This is a genomic window from Streptomyces sp. G7(2002) (assembly GCF_028870195.1).
In the GTDB taxonomy this organism is placed as follows: domain Bacteria; phylum Actinomycetota; class Actinomycetes; order Streptomycetales; family Streptomycetaceae; genus Streptomyces; species Streptomyces nigrescens.
The window spans coordinates 2,697,691-2,723,251 of record NZ_CP102609.1 but is presented as its reverse complement, the minus strand read 5'-3'; the positions used below and the strand labels follow the sequence as shown (position 1 = coordinate 2,723,251).

Below are 25,561 nucleotides of genomic sequence, written 5' to 3'. Positions count from 1 at the left end.
TTCACAACCGGATCGCGCGCTGCACACTCTGCGTTCCTGTTCACTGCAGTACGCCGGGCACCGGCCGTTCACATCCGGGCCCGTCCGTCCACACCCCCATGTCCTTCCGCATTGAAGCGTGTTGACCTGCCTGCGACAACACCTGATGCTCCTCATCAGCATCCGGATGCGCTCCTCTCACCCCTCACCCCCCTGTTCGGGAGGAACGCCATGACTCGTGCACCCCACGCACGCCGTTCCCGCCGCAGATGGCTGTCGGCCGCCGCGCTCACCACCGCCGCACTGACCCTGCTCACCGGCGCGACCGTCGCCTCGGCCGCGCCCCTCACACCCCCGGCGCACACCCCCGCCGCCACCGCCGCGGATACGGCCGCAGCACCGCGCTTCGCCGCCAACCGCCTCAACATCTCCATGCAGGCCCAGGAGAACACCAACTGGTGCTGGGCCGCCTCCGGCAACACCATCGCGACCTGGTACGGCAGGAACTACAGCCAGAACCAGTTCTGCAACGCCGCCTTCAACCGTCAGCAGGGCAGCGACTGCCCCAACAACCAGGCCACTCTCGGCAATGTGCAGACCGCCCTCAACTGGATGGGCATCAACTCCGGCTCCTATGTGACCGGTTGGCTGCGCTCCGGCACCGTGAAGAGCGAGATCGACGCCAACCGGCCCGTCGAGACCCGCATCCAGTGGTCCTCCGGCGGCGGCCATATGCACGTGGTCTATGGCTATGACACAGATCGAAACTGGATCTACTGGGGTGATCCCTGGGCGACCAACTCCCGCTACAACTGGGGCGATTTCGACTACTACGTGAACGGAAGCTCCTTCTCCTGGACGCACTCCCTCTACCGGATAGGAGCCTGAGGCCATGACGAAGCGCACCGCCGTCCGCACCACCCTTCGCGCCGTCGCCACAGGAGCGTTCGCGACCACCCTCATCGGCCTGGCCCCGCCTGCCGCACTGGCCGCACCCGCCCCCACGCCCCAGGCCCCCGCCCGCGCGAGCGTCGCCGCCGCCCACGAGGCGGCCACCGCCCCCGCGACACTGGACACCCTGGCCCGCTTCTTCGCCGCGGACCGCAAGCGCGGCGGCGCGCCGGCCGTGGCTCCCGGCACCGCGCCGGCCGTTCCGCACATCGAGGGCGGCACCGTCCCCGTCTACGCCCTGTCACCGGACTTCGTACGCGGCAGGACCGCGGCCCCCGTCGCCCGCCTGGAGTTCCTCGCCAGCAAGGCCGTCGCCACCGACGGCCGCACGGCCTCCGTATGGACCGTGCGGCAGGGCGCCGCCTGGAAGGTCGTCAACATCGCCGCCGGCGACGACGAGACCCGCTACACCGCGGCCGGGGCCGCGCGGGCGAAGGGCGGCACTGTCTTCCACGAGCCGCAGATCGACGCCTGGTACGTGCAGCGCGGCGACCGGATCGAGCCGCTGGACGTCGACGCCCGCAAGGCCGTCGGACCACACGGCACCACCGTCGCCGCCTACCAGAAGCGGGTGGCGAAGGCCTACGGGGACAAGCTGCCGGGCTCCGCGTACGACCGGCGCGGCGAGGCCGGCGGCTACGGGCCGGAGGCCGCCGCCGGTGCCGAGAAGCCGCAGGCCCAGCCGGCACCGGCCCAGCAGCCCGTCACGGCGGGCGCGTTCACGGACGACAGCCTGCCGGTGACCGCGGCCACGACCGTGGCGGGCGCCGCCGCCCTGCTGGCCCTGGGGCTGTCCGTCTCGGCGGCCCTGCGCCGGCGACGCAGCGGCTGACCCGGTGCGCCTGCCCGTCGCATGCCGTCCGCGCGGCGGGCAGGTCTTCCCCCGCCCCCTCCCCCTCTCCCCCTTCGGGGGAGGGGGCGGGGGTGGGTTCGGGGGTGGGGGGGAGCAGCCGCCGCACGAACCGACCTCACGGCCCCCACGGCCCCCACGATCCGCCTGCCGCCTGCCGCCTGCCGCCTGCCGCCTGCCGCCTGCCGCCTGCCGCCTGCCACCCACCGCCCATCGCGTCTGCGCAGACGGGCACCGCGCCCGCCCCCGAAGGCCACCGCGCCCCGCCCCGACGGGCACCCCGTGCCACGACCGCCCGCCGCCCCGATGCCCGGTGACGGACGAGTACCGGCCACGCCCCGCCCGCCGCCCGGCCGGGAACGGGCGTCCGGGAACCGTGATTGTCGGTGGCGGTCAGTAGGGTGGTGTGCATGGCAGACCCCAGCAGCTATCGACCCAAGCCGGGACAGATCCCCGACTCGCCGGGGGTCTATAAGTTCCGCGACGAGCACGGCCGGGTCATCTACGTCGGCAAGGCCAAGAGCCTGCGCCAGCGGCTGGCCAACTACTTCCAGGACCTGGCCGGCCTCCATCCGCGTACCCGCACGATGGTCACCACCGCCGCCTCCGTGGAGTGGACCGTCGTCACCACCGAGGTCGAGGCACTCCAGCTCGAATACACCTGGATCAAGGAGTTCGACCCCCGCTTCAACGTCAAGTACCGCGACGACAAGAGCTATCCGTATCTCGCGGTGACCCTCAACGAGGAGTTCCCGCGCGTCCAGGTCATGCGCGGCGCCAAGAAGAAGGGCGTGCGCTACTTCGGCCCGTACGGCCATGCCTGGGCCATCCGCGAGACCGTCGACCTGATGCTCCGTGTCTTCCCCGTACGGACGTGCTCCGCCGGTGTCTTCAAGCGCTCCGCCCAGATCGGCCGCCCCTGCCTGCTCGGCTACATCGGCAAGTGCTCGGCCCCCTGCGTCGGCCGGATCTCCGCCGGGGAACACCATGAACTCGCCGAGGAGTTCTGCGACTTCATGGCCGGCCGCACCGGCGCCTACATCCGCCGCCTGGAGCGTCAGATGCAGGAAGCGGCAGAGGAGATGGAGTACGAGCGCGCCGCCCGGCTGCGTGACGACATAGGGGCGCTCCGGCGGGCCATGGAGAAGAGCGCCGTGGTGCTCGCCGACGCCACCGACGCCGATCTGATCGCGGTCGCCGAGGACGAGCTGGAAGCCGCCGTCCAGATCTTCCATGTCCGCGGCGGCCGGGTGCGCGGCCAGCGCGGCTGGGTCACCGACAAGGTCGAGGCGGTCACCACCGGCGATCTCGTCGAGCACGCCCTCCAGCAGCTGTACGGCGAGGAGCAGGGCGACGCCGTCCCCAAGGAGGTCCTGGTCCCGGCGCTCCCCGAGCCCGTCGAGCCGGTCGCCGAGTGGCTCTCCGGGCGCCGCGGCGCGCAGGTCTCGCTGCGCATCCCGCAGCGGGGCGACAAGAAGGACCTGATGGCCACGGTCGCCCGCAACGCCCAGCAGGCCCTGGCGCTGCACAAGACCAAGCGCGCCTCCGACCTGACCACCCGCTCGCGCGCCCTGGAAGAGATCGCCGAGGCCCTCGGCCTGGATTCGGTGCCGCTGCGTATCGAGTGCTTCGACATCTCCCACCTCCAGGGTGATGACGTCGTCGCCTCGATGGTGGTGTTCGAGGACGGTCTCGCCCGGAAGAGCGAATACCGCCGCTTCCAGATCAAGACCTTCCAGGGCCAGGACGATGTCCGGTCCATGCACGAGGTCATCGGCCGCCGCTTCAAGCGCTATCTCCAGGAGAAGCAGAAGGCCGGCGAGTGGACGGAGGAGCCGGCCGGCGACGCCCGCGTCGACGACAACGGCGCCACGGCCGCCACCGTCTCCGCGGGCCCGGACGACCCGGAGCCGGACCCCATGGCCGGCCGCCCGACCGACGAGGACGGCCGCCCCAAGCGCTTCGCCTACCCGCCCCAGCTCGTGGTCGTCGACGGCGGCGCCCCGCAGGTCGCGGCCGCCCGCCGGGCCCTGGACGAGCTCGGCATCGACGATGTCGCGGTCTGCGGCCTGGCCAAGCGCCTCGAAGAGGTCTGGCTGCCCGAGGACGACGACCCGGTGGTGCTGCCGCGCAGCAGCGAGGGCCTCTACCTCCTCCAGCGCGTCCGCGACGAGGCACACCGCTTCGCGATCACCTACCAGCGCAGCAAGCGCGGCAAGCGGCTGAAATCCTCGCCGCTCGACGCTGTCGCCGGGCTCGGCGACACCCGCCGCCAGGCACTGCTCAAGCACTTCGGCTCGTTGAAGAAGCTGCGGGCCGCGACGGTCGACGAGATCTGCGAGGTCCCGGGCGTCGGCCGCAAGACCGCGGAGACGGTCGCCGCCGCGCTGGCCGGGGCGGCACCGTCCGCCCCCGCGGTGAACACCGCCACAGGAGAGATCATTGAGGATGACGGGGCCCCACCGGCCGCGTTGTCAGCAGAACGGGGGCAGGACCGATGAGCACACCGCACGAATCGCAGGAAACCGAGAGAGACGGTGCACAGGTGAGTACGGGCACGACCGACAAGGGCGAGAGCGCCGCGATCCCCGAGTTGGTGATCATCTCCGGGATGTCCGGCGCCGGCCGCAGCACGGCCGCGAAGTGCCTGGAGGACCTCGGCTGGTTCGTGGTCGACAACATCCCGCCCGAGCTGATCGCCCCGATGGTCGAGCTGGGCGCCCGCTCGCAGGGCAATGTCGCCCGGATCGCGGTCGTCGTCGACGTCCGCGGCCGCCGCTTCTTCGCCAACCTCAAGGAATCGCTGGCCACCCTCGACGCGCAGAACGTCAAGCGCCGCATCGTCTTCCTGGAGTCCTCCGACGAGGCCCTGGTGCGCCGCTTCGAATCGGTGCGCCGCCCGCACCCCCTCCAGGGCGACGGCCGGATCGTCGACGGCATCGCCGCCGAACGCGATCTGCTGCGCGAGCTGCGCGGCGACGCCGACCTGGTCATCGACACCTCCAGCCTCAACGTCCACGAACTCCGCGCCAAGATGGACGCCCAGTTCGCCGGCGAGGAGGTCCCCGAGCTGCGCGCCACGGTCATGTCCTTCGGCTTCAAGTACGGCCTGCCGGTCGACGCCGACATGGTCATCGACTGCCGCTTCATCCCCAACCCGCACTGGGTCCCCGAGCTGCGCCCCTTCACCGGTCTCAACGACGAGGTCTCCAACTACGTCTTCAGCCAGCCCGGCTCCAAGGAGTTCCTGGACGGCTACGCCGAGCTGCTGCGGATCGTCGCCGAGGGCTACCGCCGTGAGGGCAAGCGCTATGTGACCATCGCCGTGGGCTGCACGGGTGGTAAGCACCGCAGCGTCGCGATGTCCGAGAAGCTCGCCCACCGCCTGGTGTCCGAAGGAGTGGAAACCGTCGTCGTCCACCGGGACATGGGGCGCGAGTGACCGGGCGTACACCGCGGCTGCGCCGGGTCCGCCGATTCGTTCCCAGCGGCCGTATGACGAAGGGTGCCACCCCCAAGGTGGTGGCACTGGGCGGCGGTATGGGCCTGTCCGCCTCGCTGACCGCGCTGCGCCGTATCACCGGTGACCTGACCGCCGTCGTCACGGTCGCCGACGACGGCGGCTCCAGCGGCCGGCTCCGCGACGAGCTCGGCGTGCTGCCGCCCGGCGATCTGCGCAAGGCGCTGGCCGCGCTGTGCGGTGACGACGACTGGGGCCAGACCTGGTCCCGGGTGATCCAGCACCGCTTCGAGAGCGAGGGCGAGCTGCATGACCACGCGGTCGGCAATCTGCTGATCGTCGCGCTGTGGGAGCAGCTCGGCGACCATGTCCAGGCACTCGACCTGGTCGGCAAGCTGCTCGGCGCGCATGGCAGGGTGCTGCCCATGTCGGCGGTGCCCCTGGAGCTCCAGGCCCAGGTCAGGGGCCATGACCAGGACCGGCCGGACGAGATCACGACGGTCCGCGGCCAGGCCACCGTCGCGCTCACCCGCGGCGAGGTGCAGTCCGTCCATGTGGTCCCCGAGGACCCGCCGGCCGTCCCCGAGGCGGCCTGTGCGGTGCGCGACGCCGACTGGGTGGTGCTCGGCCCCGGCTCCTGGTTCTCCTCCGTGATCCCGCATCTGCTGGTCCCGGAGCTGCGCGAGGCGCTGGAGGAGACCAAGGCCCGAAAGGTCCTTTCGCTCAACCTTGCGCCCCAACCGGGCGAAACCGATGGCTTCTCCCCGCAGCGTCATTTGGAGGTTTTGGCCCGACACGCCCCTAAACTCGCCTTCGACGTGGTGCTGGCCGACAAGGCCGCCGTGCCCGACATCGAAGGTCTGACGGTTGCCGCCAAGCAGCTGGTCGGCAGCGAGGTCGAGCTGGCGGCGGTCGCCGCACAAGGAGACGACGCCCGGTCGAACGCCGGGGGAGCCCCCGACCGGCATGACCCGGAGCTGCTGGCAGCCGCGTACGACCGTATTTTTCGGATGCATGGAAGGATCGGCCCATGGCGATGACGGCAGCGGTGAAGGATGAAATCTCCCGGCTCCCCGTCACCCGGACCTGCTGCCGGAAGTCGGAGGTCTCGTCGATCCTGCGGTTCGCGGGCGGTCTGCACCTGGTCAGCGGACGCATCGTGATCGAGGCGGAGCTGGACACGGGCATCGCCGCCCGCCGGCTGCGCAAGGACATCCTGGAGATCTTCGGGCACAGCTCCGATCTGGTGGTGATGGCCCCCGGCGGCCTGCGCCGCGGCAGCCGCTATGTCGTACGGGTCGTGGCCGGCGGCGATCAGCTGGCGCGTCAGACCGGCCTGGTGGACGGCCGCGGCCGCCCCATCCGCGGGCTTCCCCCACAGGTGGTCTCCGGCGCGACCTGCGACGCCGAGGCGGCCTGGCGCGGCGCCTTCCTGGCCCACGGCTCACTGACCGAGCCGGGCCGCTCCTCGTCCCTGGAGGTCACCTGCCCCGGGCCCGAGGCGGCGCTCGCACTGGTCGGTGCCGCGCGCAGGCTCGGTATCGGTGCCAAGGCCCGTGAGGTGCGCGGCGTGGACCGGGTCGTCGTCCGTGACGGTGACGCGATCGGTGCCTTGCTGACGCGGCTCGGCGCCCATGAGTCGGTGCTCGCGTGGGAGGAGCGGCGGATGCGCCGCGAGGTCCGCGCCACCGCCAACCGCCTCGCCAACTTCGACGACGCCAACCTCCGCCGCTCGGCGCGCGCCGCGGTCGCCGCCGGCGCCCGGGTCCAGCGGGCCCTGGAGATCCTGGGCGAGGAGGTCCCCGAGCACCTCGCGGCGGCCGGCCGGCTGCGGATGGAGCACAAGCAGGCCTCGCTGGAGGAGCTGGGCGCCCTCGCCGACCCGCCGCTGACCAAGGACGCGGTCGCCGGCCGGATCCGCCGACTGCTGGCGATGGCCGACAAGCGCGCCCAGGACCTGGGCATTCCCGGCACCGAGTCCAACCTCACCGAGGAACTCGCCGAGGGCATGGTCGGCTGACGACCGGTGCCTCGCACCTCACCGGGCATCCCCTCGCACCCCACCGGGCATCCCCTCGCGCCCCCGGCGTCACTTCCGAAACGGTGCCGTCGGGGGAGGCGCGGGAGGGCGCGCACAAGGGCCGTTCAAACCGCTCGTTTGAGGGGCCGGGAGCGCTTCTGGGCTCGCTCGTTTGAGGGCCCAGGAGCCCTTCTGTAGCTGCTCGTTTGAGGGTACGAAGGCCCGTTTGTCAATGTCACGTACGTCTCTTATTGGGGGTAGGGTCGGAGGCGGTCGGGGACAGCCCATACAGCTCGCCGGTACCCCATCGGCGCACCTAACGAGGAGATCGGTTCGTGACGATCCGCGTAGGCATCAACGGATTCGGCCGCATTGGTCGCAACTACTTCCGCGCGCTCCTGGAGCAGGGCGCGGACATCGAGATCGTCGGTGTCAACGACCTGACCGACAACGCCACCCTGGTTCACCTGCTGAAGTACGACACCATCCTGGGTCGCCTCAAGCAGGACGTCAGCCACACCGACGACACCATCACGGTCGGCAACCAGACCTTCAAGACGATGGCTGAGCGCGACCCGGCGAACCTCCCCTGGGGCGAGCTCGGCGCCGACATCGTCATCGAGTCGACCGGCATCTTCACCAAGAAGGCCGACGCCGAGAAGCACATCCAGGCCGGTGCCAAGAAGGTCCTGATCTCCGCGCCCGCCAAGGACGAGGACATCACGATCGTGATGGGCGTCAACAACGACAAGTACGACGCGGCCAAGCACCACGTCATCTCCAACGCCTCCTGCACCACCAACTGTGTGGCGCCGATGGCGAAGGTTCTCGACGAGAACTTCGGCATCGTCAAGGGCCTGATGACCACGGTCCACGCGTACACCAACGACCAGCGCATCCTGGACTTCCCGCACAGCGACCTGCGCCGAGCCCGCGCCGCCGCGGAGAACATCATCCCGACCTCGACCGGTGCCGCCAAGGCCACCGCCCTGGTCCTCCCGCAGCTCAAGGGCAAGCTGGACGGCATCGCCATGCGCGTCCCGGTCCCCACCGGCTCGGTCACCGACCTGGTCCTGGAGCTCGACCGCGAGGTCAGCAAGGACGAGATCAACGCCGCCTTCCAGAAGGCCGCCGAGGGCCAGCTCAAGGGCATCCTGGAGTACACCGAGGACCCGATCGTCTCCTCGGACATCGTGAACTTCCCGGCCTCGTGTACCTTCGACTCCTCGCTGACCATGTCCCAGGGCAAGCAGGTCAAGGTCGTCGGCTGGTATGACAATGAGTGGGGCTACTCCAACCGCCTGGTGGACCTGACCACCTTCGTCGGCGGCCAGCTCTGATCGCTGGTTGACGCCCGAGGCACCGAGATGTGAGGACGGGGCTCGTATGACGCGAAGAAGCGTCGTACGGGCCCCGTCCCATGGCCGAGCTACGCAAACACGGAGTCACTTCTCATGAAGACGATCGACGACCTCCAGGTCGCCGGACAGCGCGTTTTTGTCCGCGCTGATCTCAACGTGCCGCTGGACGGCACCGCCATCACCGATGACGGCCGGATCCGTGCCGTCGCCCCGACGATCGCCAAGCTCGTCGAGCGCGGCGCCAAGGTGATCGTCGCCTCGCACCTGGGCCGTCCCAAGGGCGCGCCGGACCCGGCCTTCTCGCTGGCCCCGGCGGCCGCGCGGCTGGGTGACATCCTCGGGCAGGACGTGGCGTTCGCCACCGACACGGTCGGCGAGTCCGCCCGGTCCGTGGTCGCGGGCCTGGCCGACGGCCAGGTGGCCGTGCTGGAGAACCTCCGCTTCAACGCGGGCGAGACCAGCAAGGACGATGCCGAGCGCGGCGCCTTCGCCGACCAGCTCGCCGCCCTCGCGGACCTGTACGTGGGCGACGGCTTCGGCGCGGTGCACCGCAAGCACGCCTCCGTCTTCGATCTGCCCCAGCGTCTTCCGCACGCCGCCGGTGACCTGATCGCCGCCGAGGTCGCCGTCCTGAAGAAGCTCACCGAGGACGTCAAGCGCCCCTACGTCGTCGCGCTGGGCGGCGCCAAGGTCTCCGACAAGCTGGCCGTCATCGACCAGCTGATCGAGAAGGCCGACCGCATCCTGGTCGGCGGCGGGATGGCGTACACCTTCCTCAAGGCCAAGGGCCACGAGGTGGGCATCTCGCTGCTCCAGGAGGACCAGGTCCCGGCCTGCCTGGAGTACCTGGCGCGGGCCGAGAAGCGCGGCGTGGAGTTCGTGCTCCCCGTCGATGTTCTGGTCTCCGCCGAATTCCCGGACCTGAAGACCAAGGCCCCGGCGAACCCCGGGACCGTCGCCGCGGACGCCATCCCGGCCGACAAGGAGGGCCTGGACATCGGCCCGAAGACCCGCGAGCTCTACGCCGCGAAGGTCGCCGACGCGGGCACCGTTTTCTGGAACGGCCCGATGGGTGTCTTCGAGCACCCCGACTACGCCGGCGGCACCAAGGCCGTCGCCCAGGCGCTGCTGGACTCGCCCGCCTTCACCGTCGTCGGTGGCGGTGACTCGGCCGCCGCCGTGCGTCTGCTGGGCTTCGACGAGACTGCATTCGGCCACATTTCGACCGGCGGTGGCGCCAGCCTCGAATACCTCGAAGGCAAGACGCTCCCCGGCCTCGCCGCTCTGGAGGACTGAACAACGTGACTGACCGTACCCCGCTGATGGCGGGCAACTGGAAGATGAACCTCAACCACCTCGAGGCCATCGCCCACGTCCAGAAGCTCGCCTTCGCCCTTGCCGACAAGGACTTCGACGCCGTAGAGGTCGCGGTCCTGCCGCCCTTCACCGATCTGCGGTCGGTGCAGACGCTGGTCGACGGCGACAAGCTCAAGATCAAGTACGGCGCCCAGGATCTCTCCGCGCACGACTCCGGTGCCTACACCGGTGAGATCTCCGGCGCGATGCTCGCCAAGCTCAAGTGCGCGTACGTGGCCATCGGCCACAGTGAGCGCCGCCAGTACCACGGTGAGAACGAAGAGATCTGCAACGCCAAGGTCAAGGCCGCTTTCAGGCACGGCATCACCCCGATCCTGTGCGTCGGTGAGGGCCTGGACGTCCGCAAGGCCGGCAACCAGGTCGCGCACACCCTCGCCCAGGTCGACGGCGGTCTGGCCGATGTCCCGGCCGAGCAGGCCGAGACCATCGTGATCGCCTACGAGCCGGTGTGGGCCATCGGCACCGGCGAGGTCGCCACCCCCGAGGACGCGCAGGAGGTCTGCGGTGCGATCCGCGGCCGCCTCGCCGAGCTCTACAGCCAGGAGCTGGCCGACAAGGTCCGCATCCAGTACGGCGGCTCGGTCAAGTCCGGCAATGTCGCGGCGATCATGGCGCAGCCCGATGTGGACGGCGCGCTGATCGGCGGCGCGGCACTCGACGCGGACGAGTTTGTGAAGATCGTCCGTTTCCGCGACCAGTAGCAGCTATGACGAGGGGGAGCCCTCGTCGTACCCTGTCGGGGCCGGGACCGGTGCAGCAGCACCGCCCCCGGCCCCGCACTATTTGTTCCGTATATCGTGATCCATACGTCCGTCCGTCAGTCCTAGAGAGTTGGTCCAGCCGTGGTCATCGGGTTCTCGATCGCCCTCATCGTCTTCAGCCTGCTGCTGATGATGCTGGTGCTCATGCACAAGGGGAAGGGCGGCGGTCTGTCCGACATGTTCGGTGGCGGCATGCAGTCCTCGGTCGGTGGCTCCTCGGTCGCCGAGCGCAACCTCGACCGCATCACCATCGTGGTGGGTCTGCTGTGGTTCGCCTGCATTGTCGCGCTCGGCATCCTGATGAAGCTCAGCAACTGACGAGGCGTCGGAAGGGCGGCCTATCATGAGGGTGGCGTCCTCGGACGGGTAACTCCAGCCACTGGACGCGCGTTGGGCCTTACGTAGACTGGGGCGTTCCGCAGCGCAGCTGCTGCGAGAGGCTGTGCAGCACCATTACGCAGGGAGTTACGACCGTGGCAAGTGGCAACGCGATCCGAGGAAGTCGGGTCGGGGCGGGGCCGATGGGGGAGGCCGAGCGCGGCGAGTCCGCGCCGCGCACCCGCATCTCCTTCTGGTGCTCCAACGGGCACGAGACGCAGCCCAGCTTCGCCGGCGATGCGCAGGTTCCGGACACCTGGGACTGCCCGCGCTGTGGTTTCCCGGCAGGCAAGGACCGGGAAAGCCCGCCGGACCCGCCGCGCACCGAGCCGTACAAGACCCACCTCGCCTACGTCCGTGAGCGTCGCAGCGACGCCGACGGTGAGGCGATCCTCGCGGAGGCGCTCGCCAAGCTCCGCGGCGAGATCTGACGGACCAGCACATTTCTCGGCCGGCCCGGCCGGAGGGACACACACCCCCTCCGGCCGGGCCGGCCGCGTGTGGGCGCCCTCGCGGGCCGTACCCGCTCCGTGTCCGGCCGCGGGCCGCATCTGAGGCAGCGGATGGGGAAGTCGCCCGAGGGCCACTGTCAGTGGTCGCCCGTACCGTTTTCCGTACACGGACGATGCGGACGATGCGGACGGGGGCGGCATGGCGGGCAGTGGAACGGGCGCGGAGACGGACCGCGTGGCAGCTGCGGGCGTGCTCGTCCGGCGCGGCGGCTTCGGCCGGCTGTGGGGCGCCGCCGCCGTCTCCCGCTTCGGTGACGCGCTGCGCGGCACGGCGCTCCCGCTGCTCGCCTACGCCCTGACCGATTCACCGCTGCTGATCTCGCTCGTCACCGCCTGCGGCTTCCTTCCCTGGCTGTTCTTCGGGCTGCTGGGCGGCGCGGTCGCCGACCGGGTGGACCAGCGGCGGGCGATGTGGGCGGTCGATGTGCTGCGCGGGGTGCTGATGGCGGGCTTCGCGCTGGCCGTGGCGCTCGACCGGGTGGGCATCGGGCTGCTGCTCGCGCTGGCCTTCGCGCTCACCACCCTCCAGACACTGTTCGACAACGCCGCCACGGCCCTGCTGCCCGCGGTGGTGCCCAAGGAGGCGCTGGCTGCCGCCAACGCCCGGCTGATGACCGGTCAGGAGCTGGCCGGCCGGTTCGTCGGCGGTCCGCTGGCCCCGGTGCTCATCGGGCTCGGCGCCGCACTCCCGTTCCTGGCCGACGCGGCCACCTACTTCGTCGCGGCCGCCCTCGTCGCCTCCTTGCGCACCCGTCCTCCGGCCCGGCGGCCGGCCACCTCCGGGCGCACCGTCCGGCGCGAAATCGGCGAAGGCATACGGCAGTTGTGGCGTGACCGGGTGCTGCGCGCGTTCTGTGTGTCGGTGGCGCTGGGCAATGTCGGCATCGGGGCGCTGATCGCGACCCTGGTGGTGGTCGTCAAGGGCTGGCTGGGCGCCGGGGACTTCGGGTATGCCGTGGTGACCACCGGCTACGGCATCGGCATGGTGGTGGGCGGGCTCCTCGCGGACCGGACGATCGCCGTGGCCGGCGGCAAGGGCCGCACCCTGCTGGTCGCCGGAGTGCTCCAGGCCGTGACCCTGGTGGGCTTCGGGACGCTGCGCACGGTCTGGCTCGCGGCCGTGCTCCTGGGCCTGTTCGGCTTCGCCGGCATGGTGTGGAACGTTGTCGAGACCACGGTCGTGCAGCAGCGCAGCCCGGCCGGGATGCTCGGCAGGATCAGCTCCGCCTTCCGTACGGTCTCCGTCGCCGGGACACCGCTCGGCGCGCTGTGCGGCGGTGCGGCCGCCACGGCATACGGACCCAACGCCCCCGCGCTGCTGGCCGCCGCCCTGCTGGCGCTGGGTGCCGCCGCGTTGATACCTGTTCTTCAGACAGCCGACGGCGCCTCGTCGGACAGCGGACAGATACCTCGTACCGCGCGCTGATCAATTAGGTTGGGAGTTGGCGGGGCCGGTACGAGAAAAGAAGGCTGATGTCGGAGATGAACGCAGAAGGCCGCAGCAGGCTCGACCAGATGCCTGAGTGGACCGCGCTGGGCAAGCACCGGGAGCAGTTGGCGGAGGTGCATCTGCGCGAGCTGTTCGAGCGGGATCCCGCGCGCGCCGAGCGCTACACCCTCCAGGTCGGCGATCTGCACCTGGACTACTCCAAGCACCTGGTCACCGACGAGACGCTGGGGCTGCTGCGCGAGCTGGCCGCGGCGACCGGTGTGGCCGAGCTGCGGGACGCGATGTTCCGCGGCGAGAAGATCAACATCACCGAGCGGCGCTCCGTGCTGCACACCGCGCTGCGCGCGCCCGGCTCGGCGGTCGTCATGAGCGACGGTGAGAACGTCGTCCCCGGCGTGCAGCACGTCCTGACGAGGATGGGCATCTTCTGCGACCGGGTCCGCTCCGGCGACTGGAAGGGCCACACCGGCAAGCGCATCAAGACCGTCGTCAACATCGGGATCGGCGGCTCGGACCTGGGCCCGGCGATGGCGTACGAGGCGCTGCGCGCCTACACCCACCGGGACATGCAGTTCCGCTTCGTCTCCAATGTGGACGGCGCCGATCTGCACGAGGCGGTCCGCGATCTGGACCCGGCCGAGACGCTGTTCATCATCGCCTCGAAGACCTTCACCACCATCGAGACGATCACCAATGCCACCTCGGCCCGTGAGTGGCTGCTGGCCGGCCTGGGCGCCGACGGTGGAGAGGCCGTCGCCAAGCACTTCGTCGCGCTGTCGACCAATGCCGAGAAGGTGGCGGAGTTCGGCATCGACACGGACAACATGTTCGAGTTCTGGGACTGGGTCGGCGGCCGTTACTCCTTCGACTCCGCGATCGGCCTGTCGCTGATGGTCGCGATCGGCCCGGAGCGCTTCCGGGAGATGCTGGCCGGCTTCCACCTCGTCGACGAGCACTTCCGCACCGCCCCGCCGGAGGAGAACGCCCCGCTGCTGCTGGGGCTGCTCGGCATCTGGTACGGCAACTTCTGGGACGCCCAGTCGCATGCCGTGCTGCCCTACAGCCACTACCTCTCCAAGTTCACCGCCTATCTGCAGCAGCTGGACATGGAGTCCAACGGCAAGTCCGTGGACCGCCAGGGCAACCGCGTCGGCTGGCAGACGGGGCCCGTCGTCTGGGGTACGCCCGGGACGAACGGCCAGCACGCCTACTACCAGCTCCTGCACCAGGGCACGAAGATGATCCCGGCCGACCTCATCGGCTTCGCCGAGCCGGTCGCCGATCTGCAGCCGGGTCTGGTCGCCCAGCACGACCTGCTGATGGCCAATCTCTTCGCCCAGGGCCAGGCGCTGGCCTTCGGCAAGACGCCGGACGAGGTGCGCGCCGAGGGCGTGGCCGAGGAACTGGTGCCCCACAAGACGTTCCCGGGCAACCGCCCCACCACCACGATCCTGGCCGGCGAGCTCAGCCCGTCCGTGCTGGGCCAGTTGATCGCGCTCTACGAGCACAAGGTGTTCGTCCAGGGCGCGGTGTGGAACATCGACTCCTTCGACCAGTGGGGCGTGGAGCTGGGCAAGGTCCTCGCCAAGCGCGTCGAACCGGCCCTGACCGAGGGCGCCGAGGTGCCGGGCCTCGACGCCTCCACCGCCGGTCTGGTCGCCAAGTATCGGGAGCTGCGCGGGCGTTGATCCCCGCGGTCGCCGCTGGACCGTCCCGCTGACGCCGTAGGCCCCGCACCCTCCAGGGCGCGGGGCCTACGGCACTGCTGCGGTGACGGACTCAGGCCGAAGCCGGCGGGTAGAGGCCGCGCGGCAGTTGGGACGCCGCCGCCTCGTCCAGCAGCCACAGGGTCCGGCTGCGGCCCCGTGCGCCGGCCGCCGGCGCCTGCACCTCACCGGCACCGGAGAGGGCGATGGCCGCGGCATTGGCCTTGTCCTCGCCGGCCGCCAGCAGCCAGACCTCCCGTGCCGCGCGAATCGCGGGCAGGGTCAGCGAGATACGGGTCGGCGGCGGCTTCGGCGCGCCGTGCACCCCGACCACCGTCCGCTCCTTCTCATAGACGGCCGGCAGCTCCGGGAAGAGCGAGGCGACATGGGTGTCCGGGCCGACGCCCAGCAGCAGGACGTCGAAGGACGGCACCGGGCCGTGGTCCTCGGGGCCCGCGGCGGCGGCGAGTTCGATCGCGTACGCCTCGGCGGCGGCGTCGGCGTCATGGCCGTACGGTCCGTCCGCCGGGGGCATGGGGTGCACCCGGGCCGGGTTCAGCGGAACACTGTCCAGCAGCACCTCGCGGGCCTGGGTGTGGTTGCGCTCCGGATCGCCGTCCGGTGCGAACCGCTCGTCGCCCCACCACAGATCGAGCCGGGACCAGTCCACCGCGTCCCGGGCGGGCGCCTCGGCGAGGGCCGCGAGCAGCCCGTTGCCGTTGCGCCCGCCGGTCAGGACCACGGAGGCGGAGCCACGGGCGGCCTGGGCGTCCACGATCTTCGTGATCAGCCGGGCCGCCGCGGCCTTGGCCATCAGCTCCTTGTCGCGGTGGACGACAACCTGCGGAGCACTCACTTGGCGGCCGCCTTCTTCGCGGCCTTCTTCGCCGCGGGCTTGGCCGCACTGCTCTCGGCCGCCGCTTTCTCCTCGGCCGCCGCTTTCTCCTCGGCGGCCGGCTGCTCGCCGTTGCCGTGACCGAGCCGGTCCACGCCGAACTTCAGCGCACTGGCGTAGATCTCGTCCGGGTCGAGCCGGCGCAGCTCCTCGGCCAGCAGCTCGGAGGTGTCCCGCCGCTTGAGCGCCACCGCACGGTCGGGCTGGCCGCGCATCGAGAGCGTGGCCAGCGAACCGTCCGGGCGGTCCAGGACGATCGCGCCGCTGCTGGACTCCATCCGCACGGCCGTCAGACCGGGGCCGCCGGACACCTTGCGGGTGACCGGGACGTCCAGCCGGTCGGCCAGCCACATGGCGAGCAGCTCGCAGCTGGGGTTGAACTCCTCGCCCTCCACCTCGGCCGAGGTGACCGTGCACGGGGCCTGGTCGAGCGCCGCCGCCAGCATGGAGCGCCACGGCGTGATCCGGGTCCAGGACAGGTCCGTGTCGCCGGGCGTGTACGTCTCCGCGCGGGTGGACAGCTCATGGATGGGCTGCTCGGCGGCGTAGGCATCGGTGACCCGGCGCTGGGCCAGCGCGCCGAGCGGATCCTGGGCGGGGGCCGCCGGGGCGTTCACCGCCCACCAGACCACGACCGGGGCGTCGGGCAGCAGCAGCGGCAGCACCACGGACTGGGCGTGGTCGATGACGTCGCCGTACAGCCGCAATATGACCGTCTCGCCGGTGCCGGCGTCCGTGCCGACCCGCACCTCGGCGTCGAGGCGGGCCTTGGCGCGGTCGCGCGGCGAGCGGCTGACCCGCTTGATGACCACGAGGGTGCGCGAGGGGTGCTCACGGGACGCGTCGTTTGCCGCCTTCAGCGCGTCATAGGCGTTCTCCTCGTCGGTGACGATGACGAGGGTGAGCACCATGCCGATGGCAGGGGTGCCCACGGCGCGGCGGCCCTGGACCAACGCCTTGTTGATCTTGCTGGACGTGGTTTCCGTCAGATCGATCTTCATGGGCGACGCCAGCTCCGTCCGTCTCGTGCGAGCATTTCGTCCGCCTCGGTGGGGCCCCAGGTGCCCGCCGGGTACTGCGCGGGCTTGCCGTGCCTGTCCCAGTACTCCTCGATCGGGTCGAGGATCCGCCAGGACTGCTCCACCTCCTCCAGACGCGGGAAGAGGTTGGCGTCGCCGAGCAGCACATCGAGGATCAGCCGTTCATAGGCCTCCGGGCTGGACTCCGTGAAGGACTCGCCGTACGCGAAGTCCATCGACACGTCCCGCACCTCCATCGAGGTGCCCGGCACCTTGGAGCCGAACCTCACGGTCACGCCCTCGTCCGGCTGCACCCGGATGACCAGGGCGTTCTGCCCGAGTTCCTCGGTGGCGGTGTGGTCGAAGGGGGAGTGCGGGGCGCGCTGGAAGACCACCGCGATCTCGGTGACCCGGCGGCCCAGGCGCTTGCCGGTGCGCAGGTAGAAGGGGACGCCCGCCCAGCGGCGGTTGTCGATCGACAGCTTGACCGCGGCGTAGGTGTCGGTCTTCGACTTGGGGTCGATGCCGTCTTCCTGGAGGTAGCCGACGGCCTTCTCGCCGCCCTGCCAGCCCGCCGCGTACTGCGCGCGGACGGTCTCCTTGCCGAGGTCCTTGGGCAGCCGGACGGCGCCCAGCACCTTGGTCTTCTCCGCGACCAGCGCGTCCGCCTCGAAGGAGGCGGGCTCCTCCATCGCGGTCAGCGCGAGCAGCTGGAGGAGGTGGTTCTGGATGACGTCACGGGCGGCGCCGATGCCGTCGTAGTAGCCGGCCCGGCCGCCGATGCCGATGTCCTCGGCCATCGTGATCTGGACATGGTCGACATAGCTGCGGTTCCACAGCGGCTCGAACATCGTGTTGGCGAACCGCAGCGCCAGGATGTTCTGGACCGTCTCCTTGCCCAGGTAGTGGTCGATACGGAAGACCTCGTGCGGCGGGAAGACCTCGTGCACGATCCGGTTGAGCTCCTGTGCGCTCTCCAGGTTGTGCCCGAAAGGCTTCTCGATGACCGCGCGGCGCCAGGAGTCCTCCTTCTGGTCGGCCAGCCCGTGCTTCTTCAGCTGCTGGACGACCTTGGGGAAGAACTTCGGCGGCACGGACAGGTAGAAGGCGAAGTTGCCGCCGGTGCCCTGCGCCTTGTCGAGCTCGTTTATCGTCTCCTTGAGCGTCTCGAAGGCCTCGTCGTCGTCGAAGTTGCCCTGGACGAAGCGGCAGCCCTGGACCAGCTGCTGCCAGACCTCCTCGCGGAACGGTGTACGGGAGTGTTCCTTGACCGCCGCGTACACCTCCTGCGCGAAGTCCTCGTGCTCCCACTCGCGACGGGCGAACCCGACGAGTGAGAAGCCCGGTGGGAGCAGCCCCCGGTTGGCGAGGTCGTAGACGGCGGGCATCAGCTTTTTACGGGACAAATCGCCCGTGACGCCAAAGATGACCAGGCCCGACGGCCCCGCGATACGCGGGAGCCGTCGGTCCAGGGCGTCACGGAGCGGGTTGGCTCCGTGTGAGTCAGTCAAGGGAGATCAGCCCTCCGAGGGAGCGAGGCGCTTGAGCTCCGCCTCCGTGGACTTGAGCAGGTCGTTCCAGGACGCCTCGAACTTCTCCACGCCCTCGTCCTCCAGGAGCTGCACGACGTCGTCGTACGAGATCCCGAGCTCGGCGATCGCGTCCAGGTCGGCCTTGGCCTGTGCGTACGTGCCGCGCACGGTGTCACCGGTGATGTCACCGTGGGCGCCGGTGGCCTCCAGGGTGGCCTCCGGCATGGTGTTGACCGTGCCCGGGGCGACCAGCTCGTCCACGTACAGGGTGTCCTTGTACGCGGGGTCCTTGACGCCGGTCGAGGCCCACAGCGGACGCTGCTTGTTGGCGCCGGCCTTGTCGAGGGCGGCCCAGCGCTCCGAGGAGAAGACCTCCTCGTACGCCTCGTAGGCGAGCCGGGCGTTGGCCAGCGCGGCCTTGCCCTTGAGGGCCTTGGCCTCGTCCGTTCCGAGCTTCTCCAGGCGCTTGTCGATCTCGGTGTCCACACGGGACACGAAGAACGAGGCCACCGAACGGATCAGGGACAGGTCCAGGCCCGCGGCCTTGGCCTTCTCCAGGCCCGCCAGGTAGGCGTCCATGACCTCGCGGTAACGCTCCAGCGAGAAGATCAGCGTGACGTTGACGCTGATGCCCAGGCCGATGACCTCGGTGATCGCCGGCAGTCCCGCCTTGGTGGCCGGGATCTTGATCAGCGTGTTCGGGCGGTCCACCAGCCATGCCAGCTGCTTGGCCTCGGCGATGGTCGGGGTGGTGTGGTGCGCCAGGCGCGGGTCGACCTCGATGGAGACCCGGCCGTCCTGGCCGCCGGTGGCGTCGAAGACCGGCCGCAGGATGTCGGCGGCGTCCCGGACGTCCGCCGTCGTGATCATGCGGATGGCTTCCTCGACGGTGACCTTACGGGCGGCGAGGTCGGCGACCTGCTGGTCGTAGCCGTGGCCGTCCGAGATCGCCTTCTGGAAGATCGACGGGTTGGTCGTGACGCCGACGACATGCTGCTGGTCGATCAGCTCGGCGAGGTTGCCGGACGTGATGCGCTGGCGCGACAGGTCGTCCAGCCAGATCGCGACGCCTTCGTCGGAGAGGCGCTTGAGTGCGTCTGTCATGGGTTCTGCATCTCCTACTTGTCGTGTACGGGCGTCAGCGCGCGGCGGCTTCGAGCGATTCCCGGGCGGCGCTGGCCACCGCGTCGGCGGTGAAGCCGAACTCGCGGAAGAGGACCTTGCCGTCGGCCGAGGCACCGAAGTGCTCCAGGGAGACGATGCGCCCGGCGTCACCGACGAAACGGTGCCAGGTCAGGCCGATGCCGGCTTCGACGGCGACCCGGGCCCGGACGGACGGGGGAAGCACGCTGTCGCGGTAGGCCTGGTCCTGCTGGTCGAACCACTCGACCGACGGCATCGACACCACGCGGGTGGGGATGCCCTCGGCCTGCAGCTGCTCCCGCGCCTCGACGGCGAGCTGCACCTCGGAACCGGTACCGATCAGCACGACCTGCGGCTCGGCGTCCTGCCCCTCGGGGCCGGCGGCGTCGAAGAGGACGTAACCACCCTTGGCCGTGGCCTCGTTGGCGGGGTACGTCGGCACGCCCTGACGGGTCAGCGCGAGGCCGTGCGGGGCCCCCACGCCGTACTCCTTCGTGTAGCGCCGCAGGATCTCGCGCCAGGCGATCGCGGTCTCGTTGGCGTCGGCCGGGCGCACGATGTTGAGGCCAGGGATGGCGCGCAGCGAGGCGAGGTGCTCGATGGGCTGGTGGGTCGGGCCGTCCTCGCCCAGACCGATGGAGTCGTGCGTCCACACGTACGTCACCGGCAGGTGCATCAGCGCGGACAGCCGGACGGCGTTGCGCATGTAGTCGGAGAACACCAGGAAGGTGCCGCCGTAGATGCGGGTGTTGCCGTGCAGCGCGATGCCGTTCATCTCCGCGGCCATGGAGTGCTCGCGGATGCCGAAGTGGATCGTGCGGCCGTAAGGGTCGGCGCCCGGCAGCGGGTTGCCCTCGGGCAGGAACGACGAGGTCTTGTCGATCGTGGTGTTGTTCGAGCCCGCCAGGTCGGCGGAGCCGCCCCACAGCTCGGGGATGACCGCACCGAGCGCGTGCAGCACCTTGCCGGACGCGGCGCGGGTGGCCACGGCCTTGCCGGTCTCGAACGACGGGAGGTGGTCCTCCCAGCCCGCGGGCAGCTCGCCCGCCGCGATCCGGTCGAACTCCGCGGCACGCTCCGTGTTGGCGGCGCGCCAGTCGGCGAAGGACTTCTCCCACTCCTTCTTGGTGTCGCGGCCGCGGTCGAGGGCGGCGCGGGTGTGCGCGAGCACCTCGTCGGAGACCTCGAAGGACTTCTCCGGGTCGAAGCCCAGGACGCGCTTGGTGGCCGCGACCTCCTCGTCACCCAGCGCCGAGCCGTGCGCGGCCTCGGTGTTCTGGGCGTTCGGGGCGGGCCAGGCGATGATCGAGCGCATCGCGATGAACGACGGGCGCTCGGTCTCGGCCTTGGCGGCCTCGATGGCCCTGGCCAGGCCGGCCGGGTCCAGATCGCCGTTGGGCAGCTGCGCGACGCGCTGGACGTGCCAGCCGTAGGCCTCGTAGCGCTTGAGGGTGTCCTCGGAGACCGCGGTCTCGGTGTCGCCCTCAATAGAGATGTGGTTGTCGTCCCACAGCAGGACGAGGTTGCCGAGCTTCTGGTGGCCCGCCAGGGAGGACGCCTCGGCGGAGATGCCCTCCTGGAGGCAGCCGTCACCGGCGATGCAGAAGATGGTGTGGTCGAAGGGCGAGGTGCCCTGGGCCGCCTCGGGGTCGAACAGGCCGCGCTCGTAGCGCGACGCCATCGCCATGCCGACCGCGTTGGCGACACCCTGGCCCAGCGGACCCGTGGTGGTCTCCACGCCGGTGGTGTGGCCGTACTCGGGGTGGCCCGGGGTCTTCGAGCCCCAGGTGCGGAACGCCTTCAGGTCGTCCAGCTCCAGGCCGTAACCGGCGAGGTAGAGCTGGATGTAGAGGGTCAGGCTGGAGTGGCCCGCGGAGAGGACGAACCGGTCGCGGCCGGTCCAGTTCGCGTCCGCCGGGTCGTGCCGCATCAGCTTCTGGAAGAGAAGGTAGGCGGCCGGCGCCAGGCTCATGGCCGTACCGGGATGGCCGTTACCGACCTTCTGCACGGAATCCATGGCCAGGACACGGACGGTATCCACTGCCCGCTGATCCAGTTCGGTCCACTCGAGATCTGTGGTGGTCGGCTTGGTGCTCACCCTGAGTCAGGGCTCCTCTCCACATGTCGAATGCCGCGGACGGTATGTCCGCCAGGCGGTGTCGAGCCTACCCCCGCGAGTGCGTGCGTCTTTTCGACGCTCAGTCGGTGTTTTCGGCGCTCAGTCGGTGTGGTGCTGTCGCGGCGGCCCGTCGCTTCGGGTAACCAAATCAGGACTTCTGGCATTCCGGTCCCAGATGTGCGGGCCCTACGACCAGACTGCCGGGCGGCGGTCCGGTTCGCCTCCTGAACGCCGGGCGGACACCCGGGTAAAGGTGCCGCCCCCGCACCGCTGCCCGCCGCCCAACACGACCCCACCCCCGCGAAGATCGCTGTATGGCCAACGTCTAAAGTGGCGTGGTACGCGCAAGCCCTACACCGCGTCTTCACCGCCGGATGGGCTTGCATGCCTTTTCTCTTCCGCGGCACAGGCCGCTGACGTTACTTCCAGGGGTGTGCGTGACGGCCGTCGAATCCCGTCCTGCGGGGGCGCTTGCTCAGGTCCCCGGGAATCCCGGTGAGCGGCCGTTCGGGGCCCGCGTCAAAGGGTTCGTGGCGCTGACCAAGCCACGGGTCATCGAGCTGCTGCTGATGACCACCGTGCCGGTGATGTTCCTGGCCGCCAAGGGAGTGCCCGATCTGTGGCTGGTCCTGGCGACCTGCATCGGCGGCTACCTCTCCGCCGGCGGCGCCGCGGCCTTCAACATGTACCTCGACCGCGACATCGACGCGCTGATGGACCGCACGTCCCAGCGTCCGCTGGTCACCGGCATCGTGAGCCCCCGTGAATGCCTGGTCTTCGCGACCGCCCTCGCGGTCGGCTCCACCGCCTGGTTCTGGTACCTCGTCAACCCGCTGTCGGCGATGCTGTCACTCGGTGCGCTGCTCTTCTATGTCGTCGTCTACACGATGATCCTCAAGCGGCGCACCTCGCAGAACATCGTCTGGGGCGGCATCGCGGGCTGCATGCCGGTCTTCATCGGCTGGTCGTCGGTGACGAACTCCGTCTCCTGGGCCTCGTTCATCCTCTTCCTGGTCATCTTCTTCTGGACGCCGCCGCACTACTGGCCGCTGTCGATGAAGGTCAAGGACGACTACGAGCGTGTTGGTGTGCCGATGCTGCCGGCCGTCGCGGGCAACAAGGTCGTCGCCCGGCAGATCGTCGCCTACAGCTGGGTGATGGTGGCGGTCTCGCTGCTGCTGCAGCCGCTGGGCTACACCGGCTGGTTCTACACCGCGGTCGCGGTGGTCTGCGGAGCCTTCTGGCTCAAGGAGGCGCACGGCCTCCAGGCCCGCGCGAAGGCAGGCATCACGGGCGCCAAGCTCAAGGAGATGCGGCTGTTCCACTGGTCCATCACCTATGTGTCGCTGCTGTTCGTCGCCGTCGCCGTGGACCCCTTCCTGCGCTGAGAGGTGTGGGGGATCACCCTCACAATTGGCCGTACTCGCGGGTAGCATGCTGTCCATGGCAGACACCCAGCAGGCGGAAGAGCACGTGGAGGCGGCGGCCGGCACGGCGGCCGACAAGCGGGCCGGCCGGCGCACGGCCAAGCTCACCAAGCAGATCCGCGCCTTTGCCGACACCCACGGCGGCAGCGCCGAGGGCCAGCTCGCGCACATCGGCCGCGGCCGCATCCGGATCGCCCTCGTCGGGGCCAACGGCGAGTGGGGAAACCTCGTCGCGGACTCCTTCGACTCCGCCAAGGACGCTGCCACCGCGGCCGGCGTCACCCTCCAGGACGACTTCGACGGCGACCTCGCCGCCAGGGTCCGCACCGGCCGCTACGAGTGGTCCCGGATGGCAGGCATCCAGGTCGGCGGCCCGGCCAACGCCTGACGGGCGGTAGCCGGGCGCCGGGCGCCGTGCGCCGGAGCGTACGCCGGAAGCGGAGCCCGCTACCTCACCACCACCTCGTCCGTTAAGCCCACCAGGCGCGGCGCTCCGGCCGCGCCCGGCGGGCACTCGGCGAGGAGAAGCGGATGGACGGCCTTCCCTTCCTGATAGATCAGCCGCCGCTCATCGACCAGTACAGCCTCGGCGCGGTGCACGACGAGCTCGGCCTCGGCTCCTTCGAGACCCACCTCGCCGCCGCGGCCGGCGCCCACGGCCCGGCACCCGCCGGCACCAGCTACTTCGACAGCTTCACCGGCCTCGCGATACGCCGCTGGTGCCCCCCGCTGCTCGGCCTGGAACCGCACTGCCCGCCCGCCCGCTACCTGGCCCGCAGACGCGAGGTCGGCGCCTACCGGGCCGGACGCATGCTGCTGCGCGGCTCCGGAATCGGCACCTTCCTGCTGGAGGCCGGGACCCCCAGCAATCTGACCTCGGCCACCGAACTCGCCACCGCCGCCGCGGCCCGCACCCACGAGGTCGTACGGCTCGAACCGCTCGCCGAGCAGGTCGCCGACACCTCCGGCAGCGTCGATTCCTTCATCGGCTACACCGCCGAGGCCCTCTACGCCGCGGCCCAGCACGCCACCGCCTTCGCCTCCGGCGCCACCTACTGCGAGGGGCACGCCCCGGAGGCCGGTGAGGTGCGGCGGGCCGCGGACCGCTGGCTGCGCGGCCGCCGGCCCGGGGAGCGGCTCGGGGAGCCCGCGCTCGTACGGCATCTGCTGTGGAGCGCGGTGGCCACCGGCCTGCCGGTGCAGCTGCACTGCCCCGATCCGCAGCCGCTGGCGGCCTTCCTGCGCGCCACCACCGGCATCGGCTCGGATCTCGTCCTGCTGCCGGAGGCGCCGCACCACCGGCGGGCGGCGCAGCTCGCCGCGGTGCACGCCCATGTGTACGCGGACGCCGGGCCCTGCCCCGAGGAGACGCTGGGCCGGGCGCCGTTCGGCAAGCTGCTGTTCTCCTCGGGCGCCCGGGGGCTGCCCGAGCTCTATGTGACCGGCGCCCGGTGTTTCCTGCGGGCCATGGCGCGCCTCGTACGGGAGTGGACCGACGAGGGCCTGTGCGGGCCCGGGGACGGGCGGCGGATCACCGAGACGATCGGGTTCGGGACCGCGCGGCGGGTCTACCGGCTGAGCGCGGAGACCGCCTGAGGCTCCGGTGCCTCGTGCTCGCCGGAGGGGGCGGGCTCGCCGGGGTCCTCCTCCTGGAGCGGACCGCGGTCGCGCAAGGAAAGACAGACCCGCAGCACCCAGATCCACACCAGGGCCGAGCCCAGCATGTGGAGCCCGATGACGATCTCGGGCAGGCCCGTGAAGTACTGGACGTAGCCGATGACGCCCTGCGCGGCGATGCAGGCGAACAGCTCCAGGAGCCTCCGGCGAGGGGCGGCCGGTGCCTTGACGGCGCGCAGCGTGAACCACAGGGCGACGGACAGGCCGACGACGATGTAGACGAAGTCGACGTGGAGCTGGGTGATCTCCTGCCAGTCCAGCGGGATGCGGTGGACCTTCTTGGCGTCGCCCGCGTGCGGGCCCGTGCCGGTGACGACCGTGCCGATGACGGTGAGCACGCCGGTCGCGGCCACCAGCAGCCAGGCCAGCTGCCGCGCCGGACGGGCGACCAGGTCGCGCGGCTCCTCGTCGCCCTCGCACGCCCGCTTCCAGCTCACCACGGCGACCGTGAGCAGCGCCGTGGCCGCAAGGAAGTGCGAGCTGACGATGTACGGGTTCAGGCCGGTCAGGACGGTGATACCGCCGACGACGGCATTGCTCATGACGAGCCAGAACTGCGCCCAGCCGAGCCGGGTGAGCGAGCGGCGCCGGGGGTGCCGGGCGCGGGCGGCGATGATGAACAGCCCGACGACCGCGCACAGCACGTAGGTCAGCATGCGGTTGCCGAACTCGATGAGGCCGTTGATGCCCATCGCGGCGGTCGGAGTCAGGCTGTCCGGCGTGCACTTGGGCCAGGTCGAGCAGCCCAGCCCGGACTGCGAGAGCCGGACCGCGCCACCCGTGACGACGATGATCACGGCCATCACGACGGTGGCCATCGCGGCCCGTCGTACGAAGGCCGCGGACGGCTGCCAGCGGCGGGCGATCAGCTCAAGGGGATTCAGCGTGTTCGGCACGGGAGCCATCGTAGGCGGCCCCTTGTGCAAACTTTCACGAGGGGTGCG

At 70.5% G+C, this 25,561-nt stretch carries 22 protein-coding genes; 16 read left to right on the top strand and 6 right to left on the bottom strand.

Annotation, left to right across the window (positions count from 1 at the left end; genetic code table 11):
- The first annotated feature begins 210 nt into the window (after positions 1-210).
- From NUT86_RS11145 to pgi, 13 genes are all read left to right on the top strand, one after another.
- Positions 211-867: a papain-like cysteine protease family protein gene (locus NUT86_RS11145; protein WP_274734902.1), complete on the top strand. Its 657-nt coding sequence runs from the start codon at positions 211-213 to the stop codon at positions 865-867.
- 4 nt (positions 868-871) lie between these two features.
- Complete coding sequence (locus tag NUT86_RS11140) at positions 872-1,762, top strand: hypothetical protein (protein WP_109889002.1); 891 nt, start codon at positions 872-874, stop codon at positions 1,760-1,762.
- A 428-nt stretch (positions 1,763-2,190) separates the two neighbouring features.
- On the top strand, positions 2,191-4,281 hold the full coding sequence (uvrC, locus tag NUT86_RS11135) for an excinuclease ABC subunit UvrC (RefSeq protein WP_018091883.1): 2,091 nt from the start codon (positions 2,191-2,193) through the stop codon (positions 4,279-4,281).
- The gene (rapZ, locus tag NUT86_RS11130) at positions 4,278-5,222 is read left to right on the top strand and encodes an RNase adapter RapZ (RefSeq protein ID WP_018091882.1); all 945 of its coding nucleotides are present in this window, start codon (positions 4,278-4,280) and stop codon (positions 5,220-5,222) included. Before uvrC ends, rapZ begins: the two co-directional genes overlap by 4 nt.
- Entirely contained in the window at positions 5,219-6,280 is a 1,062-nt protein-coding gene (locus NUT86_RS11125; RefSeq protein WP_018091881.1) for a gluconeogenesis factor YvcK family protein, read from the top strand. Before rapZ ends, NUT86_RS11125 begins: the two co-directional genes overlap by 4 nt.
- Positions 6,271-7,260: a DNA-binding protein WhiA gene (gene whiA, locus NUT86_RS11120; RefSeq protein ID WP_018091880.1), complete on the top strand. Its 990-nt coding sequence runs from the start codon at positions 6,271-6,273 to the stop codon at positions 7,258-7,260. The genes NUT86_RS11125 and whiA overlap by 10 nt, the downstream gene beginning before the upstream one ends.
- 335 nt (positions 7,261-7,595) lie before the next feature.
- Positions 7,596-8,600, top strand: a complete 1,005-nt coding sequence (gene gap / locus NUT86_RS11115; RefSeq protein ID WP_018091879.1) for a type I glyceraldehyde-3-phosphate dehydrogenase — start codon at positions 7,596-7,598, stop codon at positions 8,598-8,600.
- Between the two features lie 114 nt (positions 8,601-8,714).
- Entirely contained in the window at positions 8,715-9,917 is a 1,203-nt protein-coding gene (locus NUT86_RS11110; protein ID WP_159490355.1) for a phosphoglycerate kinase, read from the top strand.
- Positions 9,918-9,922: 5 nt separating this feature from the next.
- Positions 9,923-10,699 (top strand): triose-phosphate isomerase, encoded by a 777-nt coding sequence (gene tpiA, locus NUT86_RS11105; RefSeq protein WP_109888996.1) that lies wholly within the window; start codon positions 9,923-9,925, stop codon positions 10,697-10,699.
- A gap of 141 nt (positions 10,700-10,840) precedes the next feature.
- Positions 10,841-11,077, top strand: a complete 237-nt coding sequence (secG, locus tag NUT86_RS11100) for a preprotein translocase subunit SecG (RefSeq protein ID WP_018091876.1) — start codon at positions 10,841-10,843, stop codon at positions 11,075-11,077.
- Positions 11,078-11,232: 155 nt separating this feature from the next.
- Positions 11,233-11,568, top strand: coding sequence for an RNA polymerase-binding protein RbpA (locus tag NUT86_RS11095; RefSeq protein WP_078518748.1), 336 nt, complete (start codon positions 11,233-11,235; stop codon positions 11,566-11,568).
- A gap of 256 nt (positions 11,569-11,824) precedes the next feature.
- A complete protein-coding gene (locus NUT86_RS11090; RefSeq protein ID WP_274734891.1) occupies positions 11,825-13,075 on the top strand; it encodes an MFS transporter in 1,251 nt (416 codons plus the stop codon).
- A 56-nt stretch (positions 13,076-13,131) separates the two neighbouring features.
- Positions 13,132-14,787, top strand: a complete 1,656-nt coding sequence (gene pgi / locus NUT86_RS11085) for a glucose-6-phosphate isomerase (protein ID WP_026170015.1) — start codon at positions 13,132-13,134, stop codon at positions 14,785-14,787.
- A gap of 91 nt (positions 14,788-14,878) precedes the next feature.
- Here pgi and pgl read toward each other — a convergent pair whose 3' ends face one another.
- From pgl to tkt, 5 genes are read right to left on the bottom strand one after another with little or no spacing between them, the layout of a single operon-like run.
- Positions 14,879-15,661, bottom strand: a complete 783-nt coding sequence (pgl, locus tag NUT86_RS11080) for a 6-phosphogluconolactonase (protein ID WP_020397758.1) — start codon at positions 15,659-15,661, stop codon at positions 14,879-14,881.
- Positions 15,658-16,701 carry a glucose-6-phosphate dehydrogenase assembly protein OpcA gene (gene opcA / locus NUT86_RS11075; protein WP_274734888.1) on the bottom strand — a complete coding sequence of 348 codons (1,044 nt, stop codon included), beginning with the start codon at positions 16,699-16,701 and terminating at the stop codon, positions 15,658-15,660. Before opcA ends, pgl begins: the two co-directional genes overlap by 4 nt.
- Positions 16,698-18,230 carry a glucose-6-phosphate dehydrogenase gene (gene zwf, locus NUT86_RS11070; RefSeq protein ID WP_018091870.1) on the bottom strand — a complete coding sequence of 511 codons (1,533 nt, stop codon included), beginning with the start codon at positions 18,228-18,230 and terminating at the stop codon, positions 16,698-16,700. Before zwf ends, opcA begins: the two co-directional genes overlap by 4 nt.
- 6 nt (positions 18,231-18,236) lie before the next feature.
- The gene (gene tal, locus NUT86_RS11065; protein WP_018091869.1) at positions 18,237-19,355 is read right to left on the bottom strand and encodes a transaldolase; all 1,119 of its coding nucleotides are present in this window, start codon (positions 19,353-19,355) and stop codon (positions 18,237-18,239) included.
- A gap of 34 nt (positions 19,356-19,389) precedes the next feature.
- On the bottom strand, positions 19,390-21,492 hold the full coding sequence (tkt, locus tag NUT86_RS11060; RefSeq protein WP_274734885.1) for a transketolase: 2,103 nt from the start codon (positions 21,490-21,492) through the stop codon (positions 19,390-19,392).
- 458 nt (positions 21,493-21,950) lie between these two features.
- Here tkt and NUT86_RS11055 point away from each other — a divergent pair, with 458 nt between their 5' ends.
- The 3 genes from NUT86_RS11055 to NUT86_RS11045 all read left to right on the top strand — a co-directional run bounded on the left by NUT86_RS11055 (position 21,951) and on the right by NUT86_RS11045 (position 24,536).
- Positions 21,951-22,901 (top strand): heme o synthase, encoded by a 951-nt coding sequence (locus tag NUT86_RS11055; RefSeq protein WP_229838578.1) that lies wholly within the window; start codon positions 21,951-21,953, stop codon positions 22,899-22,901.
- Between the two features lie 46 nt (positions 22,902-22,947).
- The gene (locus NUT86_RS11050) at positions 22,948-23,328 is read left to right on the top strand and encodes a hypothetical protein (protein WP_018091866.1); all 381 of its coding nucleotides are present in this window, start codon (positions 22,948-22,950) and stop codon (positions 23,326-23,328) included.
- 143 nt (positions 23,329-23,471) lie between these two features.
- Positions 23,472-24,536 (top strand): amidohydrolase, encoded by a 1,065-nt coding sequence (locus NUT86_RS11045; protein WP_093642781.1) that lies wholly within the window; start codon positions 23,472-23,474, stop codon positions 24,534-24,536.
- Here the strand turns inward: NUT86_RS11045 and NUT86_RS11040 are convergent.
- Complete coding sequence (locus NUT86_RS11040; RefSeq protein WP_274734882.1) at positions 24,509-25,513, bottom strand: COX15/CtaA family protein; 1,005 nt, start codon at positions 25,511-25,513, stop codon at positions 24,509-24,511. The genes NUT86_RS11045 and NUT86_RS11040 overlap by 28 nt on opposite strands.
- Positions 25,514-25,561 lie beyond the last annotated feature (48 nt).

What these genes read in the sequence shown, in the direction of transcription:
- opcA (WP_274734888.1), bottom strand. Translation starts at nt 16,701, where the DNA reads ATGAAGATCGATCTGACGGAAACCACGTCCAGCAAGATCAACAAGGCG.
- NUT86_RS11145 (WP_274734902.1), top strand. Translation starts at nt 211, where the DNA reads ATGACTCGTGCACCCCACGCACGCCGTTCCCGCCGCAGATGGCTGTCG.
- NUT86_RS11050 (WP_018091866.1), top strand. Translation starts at nt 22,948, where the DNA reads ATGCTGTCCATGGCAGACACCCAGCAGGCGGAAGAGCACGTGGAGGCG.
- pgi (WP_026170015.1), top strand. Translation starts at nt 13,132, where the DNA reads ATGAACGCAGAAGGCCGCAGCAGGCTCGACCAGATGCCTGAGTGGACC.
- whiA (WP_018091880.1), top strand. Translation starts at nt 6,271, where the DNA reads ATGGCGATGACGGCAGCGGTGAAGGATGAAATCTCCCGGCTCCCCGTC.
- rapZ (WP_018091882.1), top strand. Translation starts at nt 4,278, where the DNA reads ATGAGCACACCGCACGAATCGCAGGAAACCGAGAGAGACGGTGCACAG.
- NUT86_RS11140 (WP_109889002.1), top strand. Translation starts at nt 872, where the DNA reads ATGACGAAGCGCACCGCCGTCCGCACCACCCTTCGCGCCGTCGCCACA.
- NUT86_RS11045 (WP_093642781.1), top strand. Translation starts at nt 23,472, where the DNA reads ATGGACGGCCTTCCCTTCCTGATAGATCAGCCGCCGCTCATCGACCAG.
- uvrC (WP_018091883.1), top strand. Translation starts at nt 2,191, where the DNA reads ATGGCAGACCCCAGCAGCTATCGACCCAAGCCGGGACAGATCCCCGAC.
- tal (WP_018091869.1), bottom strand. Translation starts at nt 19,355, where the DNA reads ATGACAGACGCACTCAAGCGCCTCTCCGACGAAGGCGTCGCGATCTGG.
- NUT86_RS11110 (WP_159490355.1), top strand. Translation starts at nt 8,715, where the DNA reads ATGAAGACGATCGACGACCTCCAGGTCGCCGGACAGCGCGTTTTTGTC.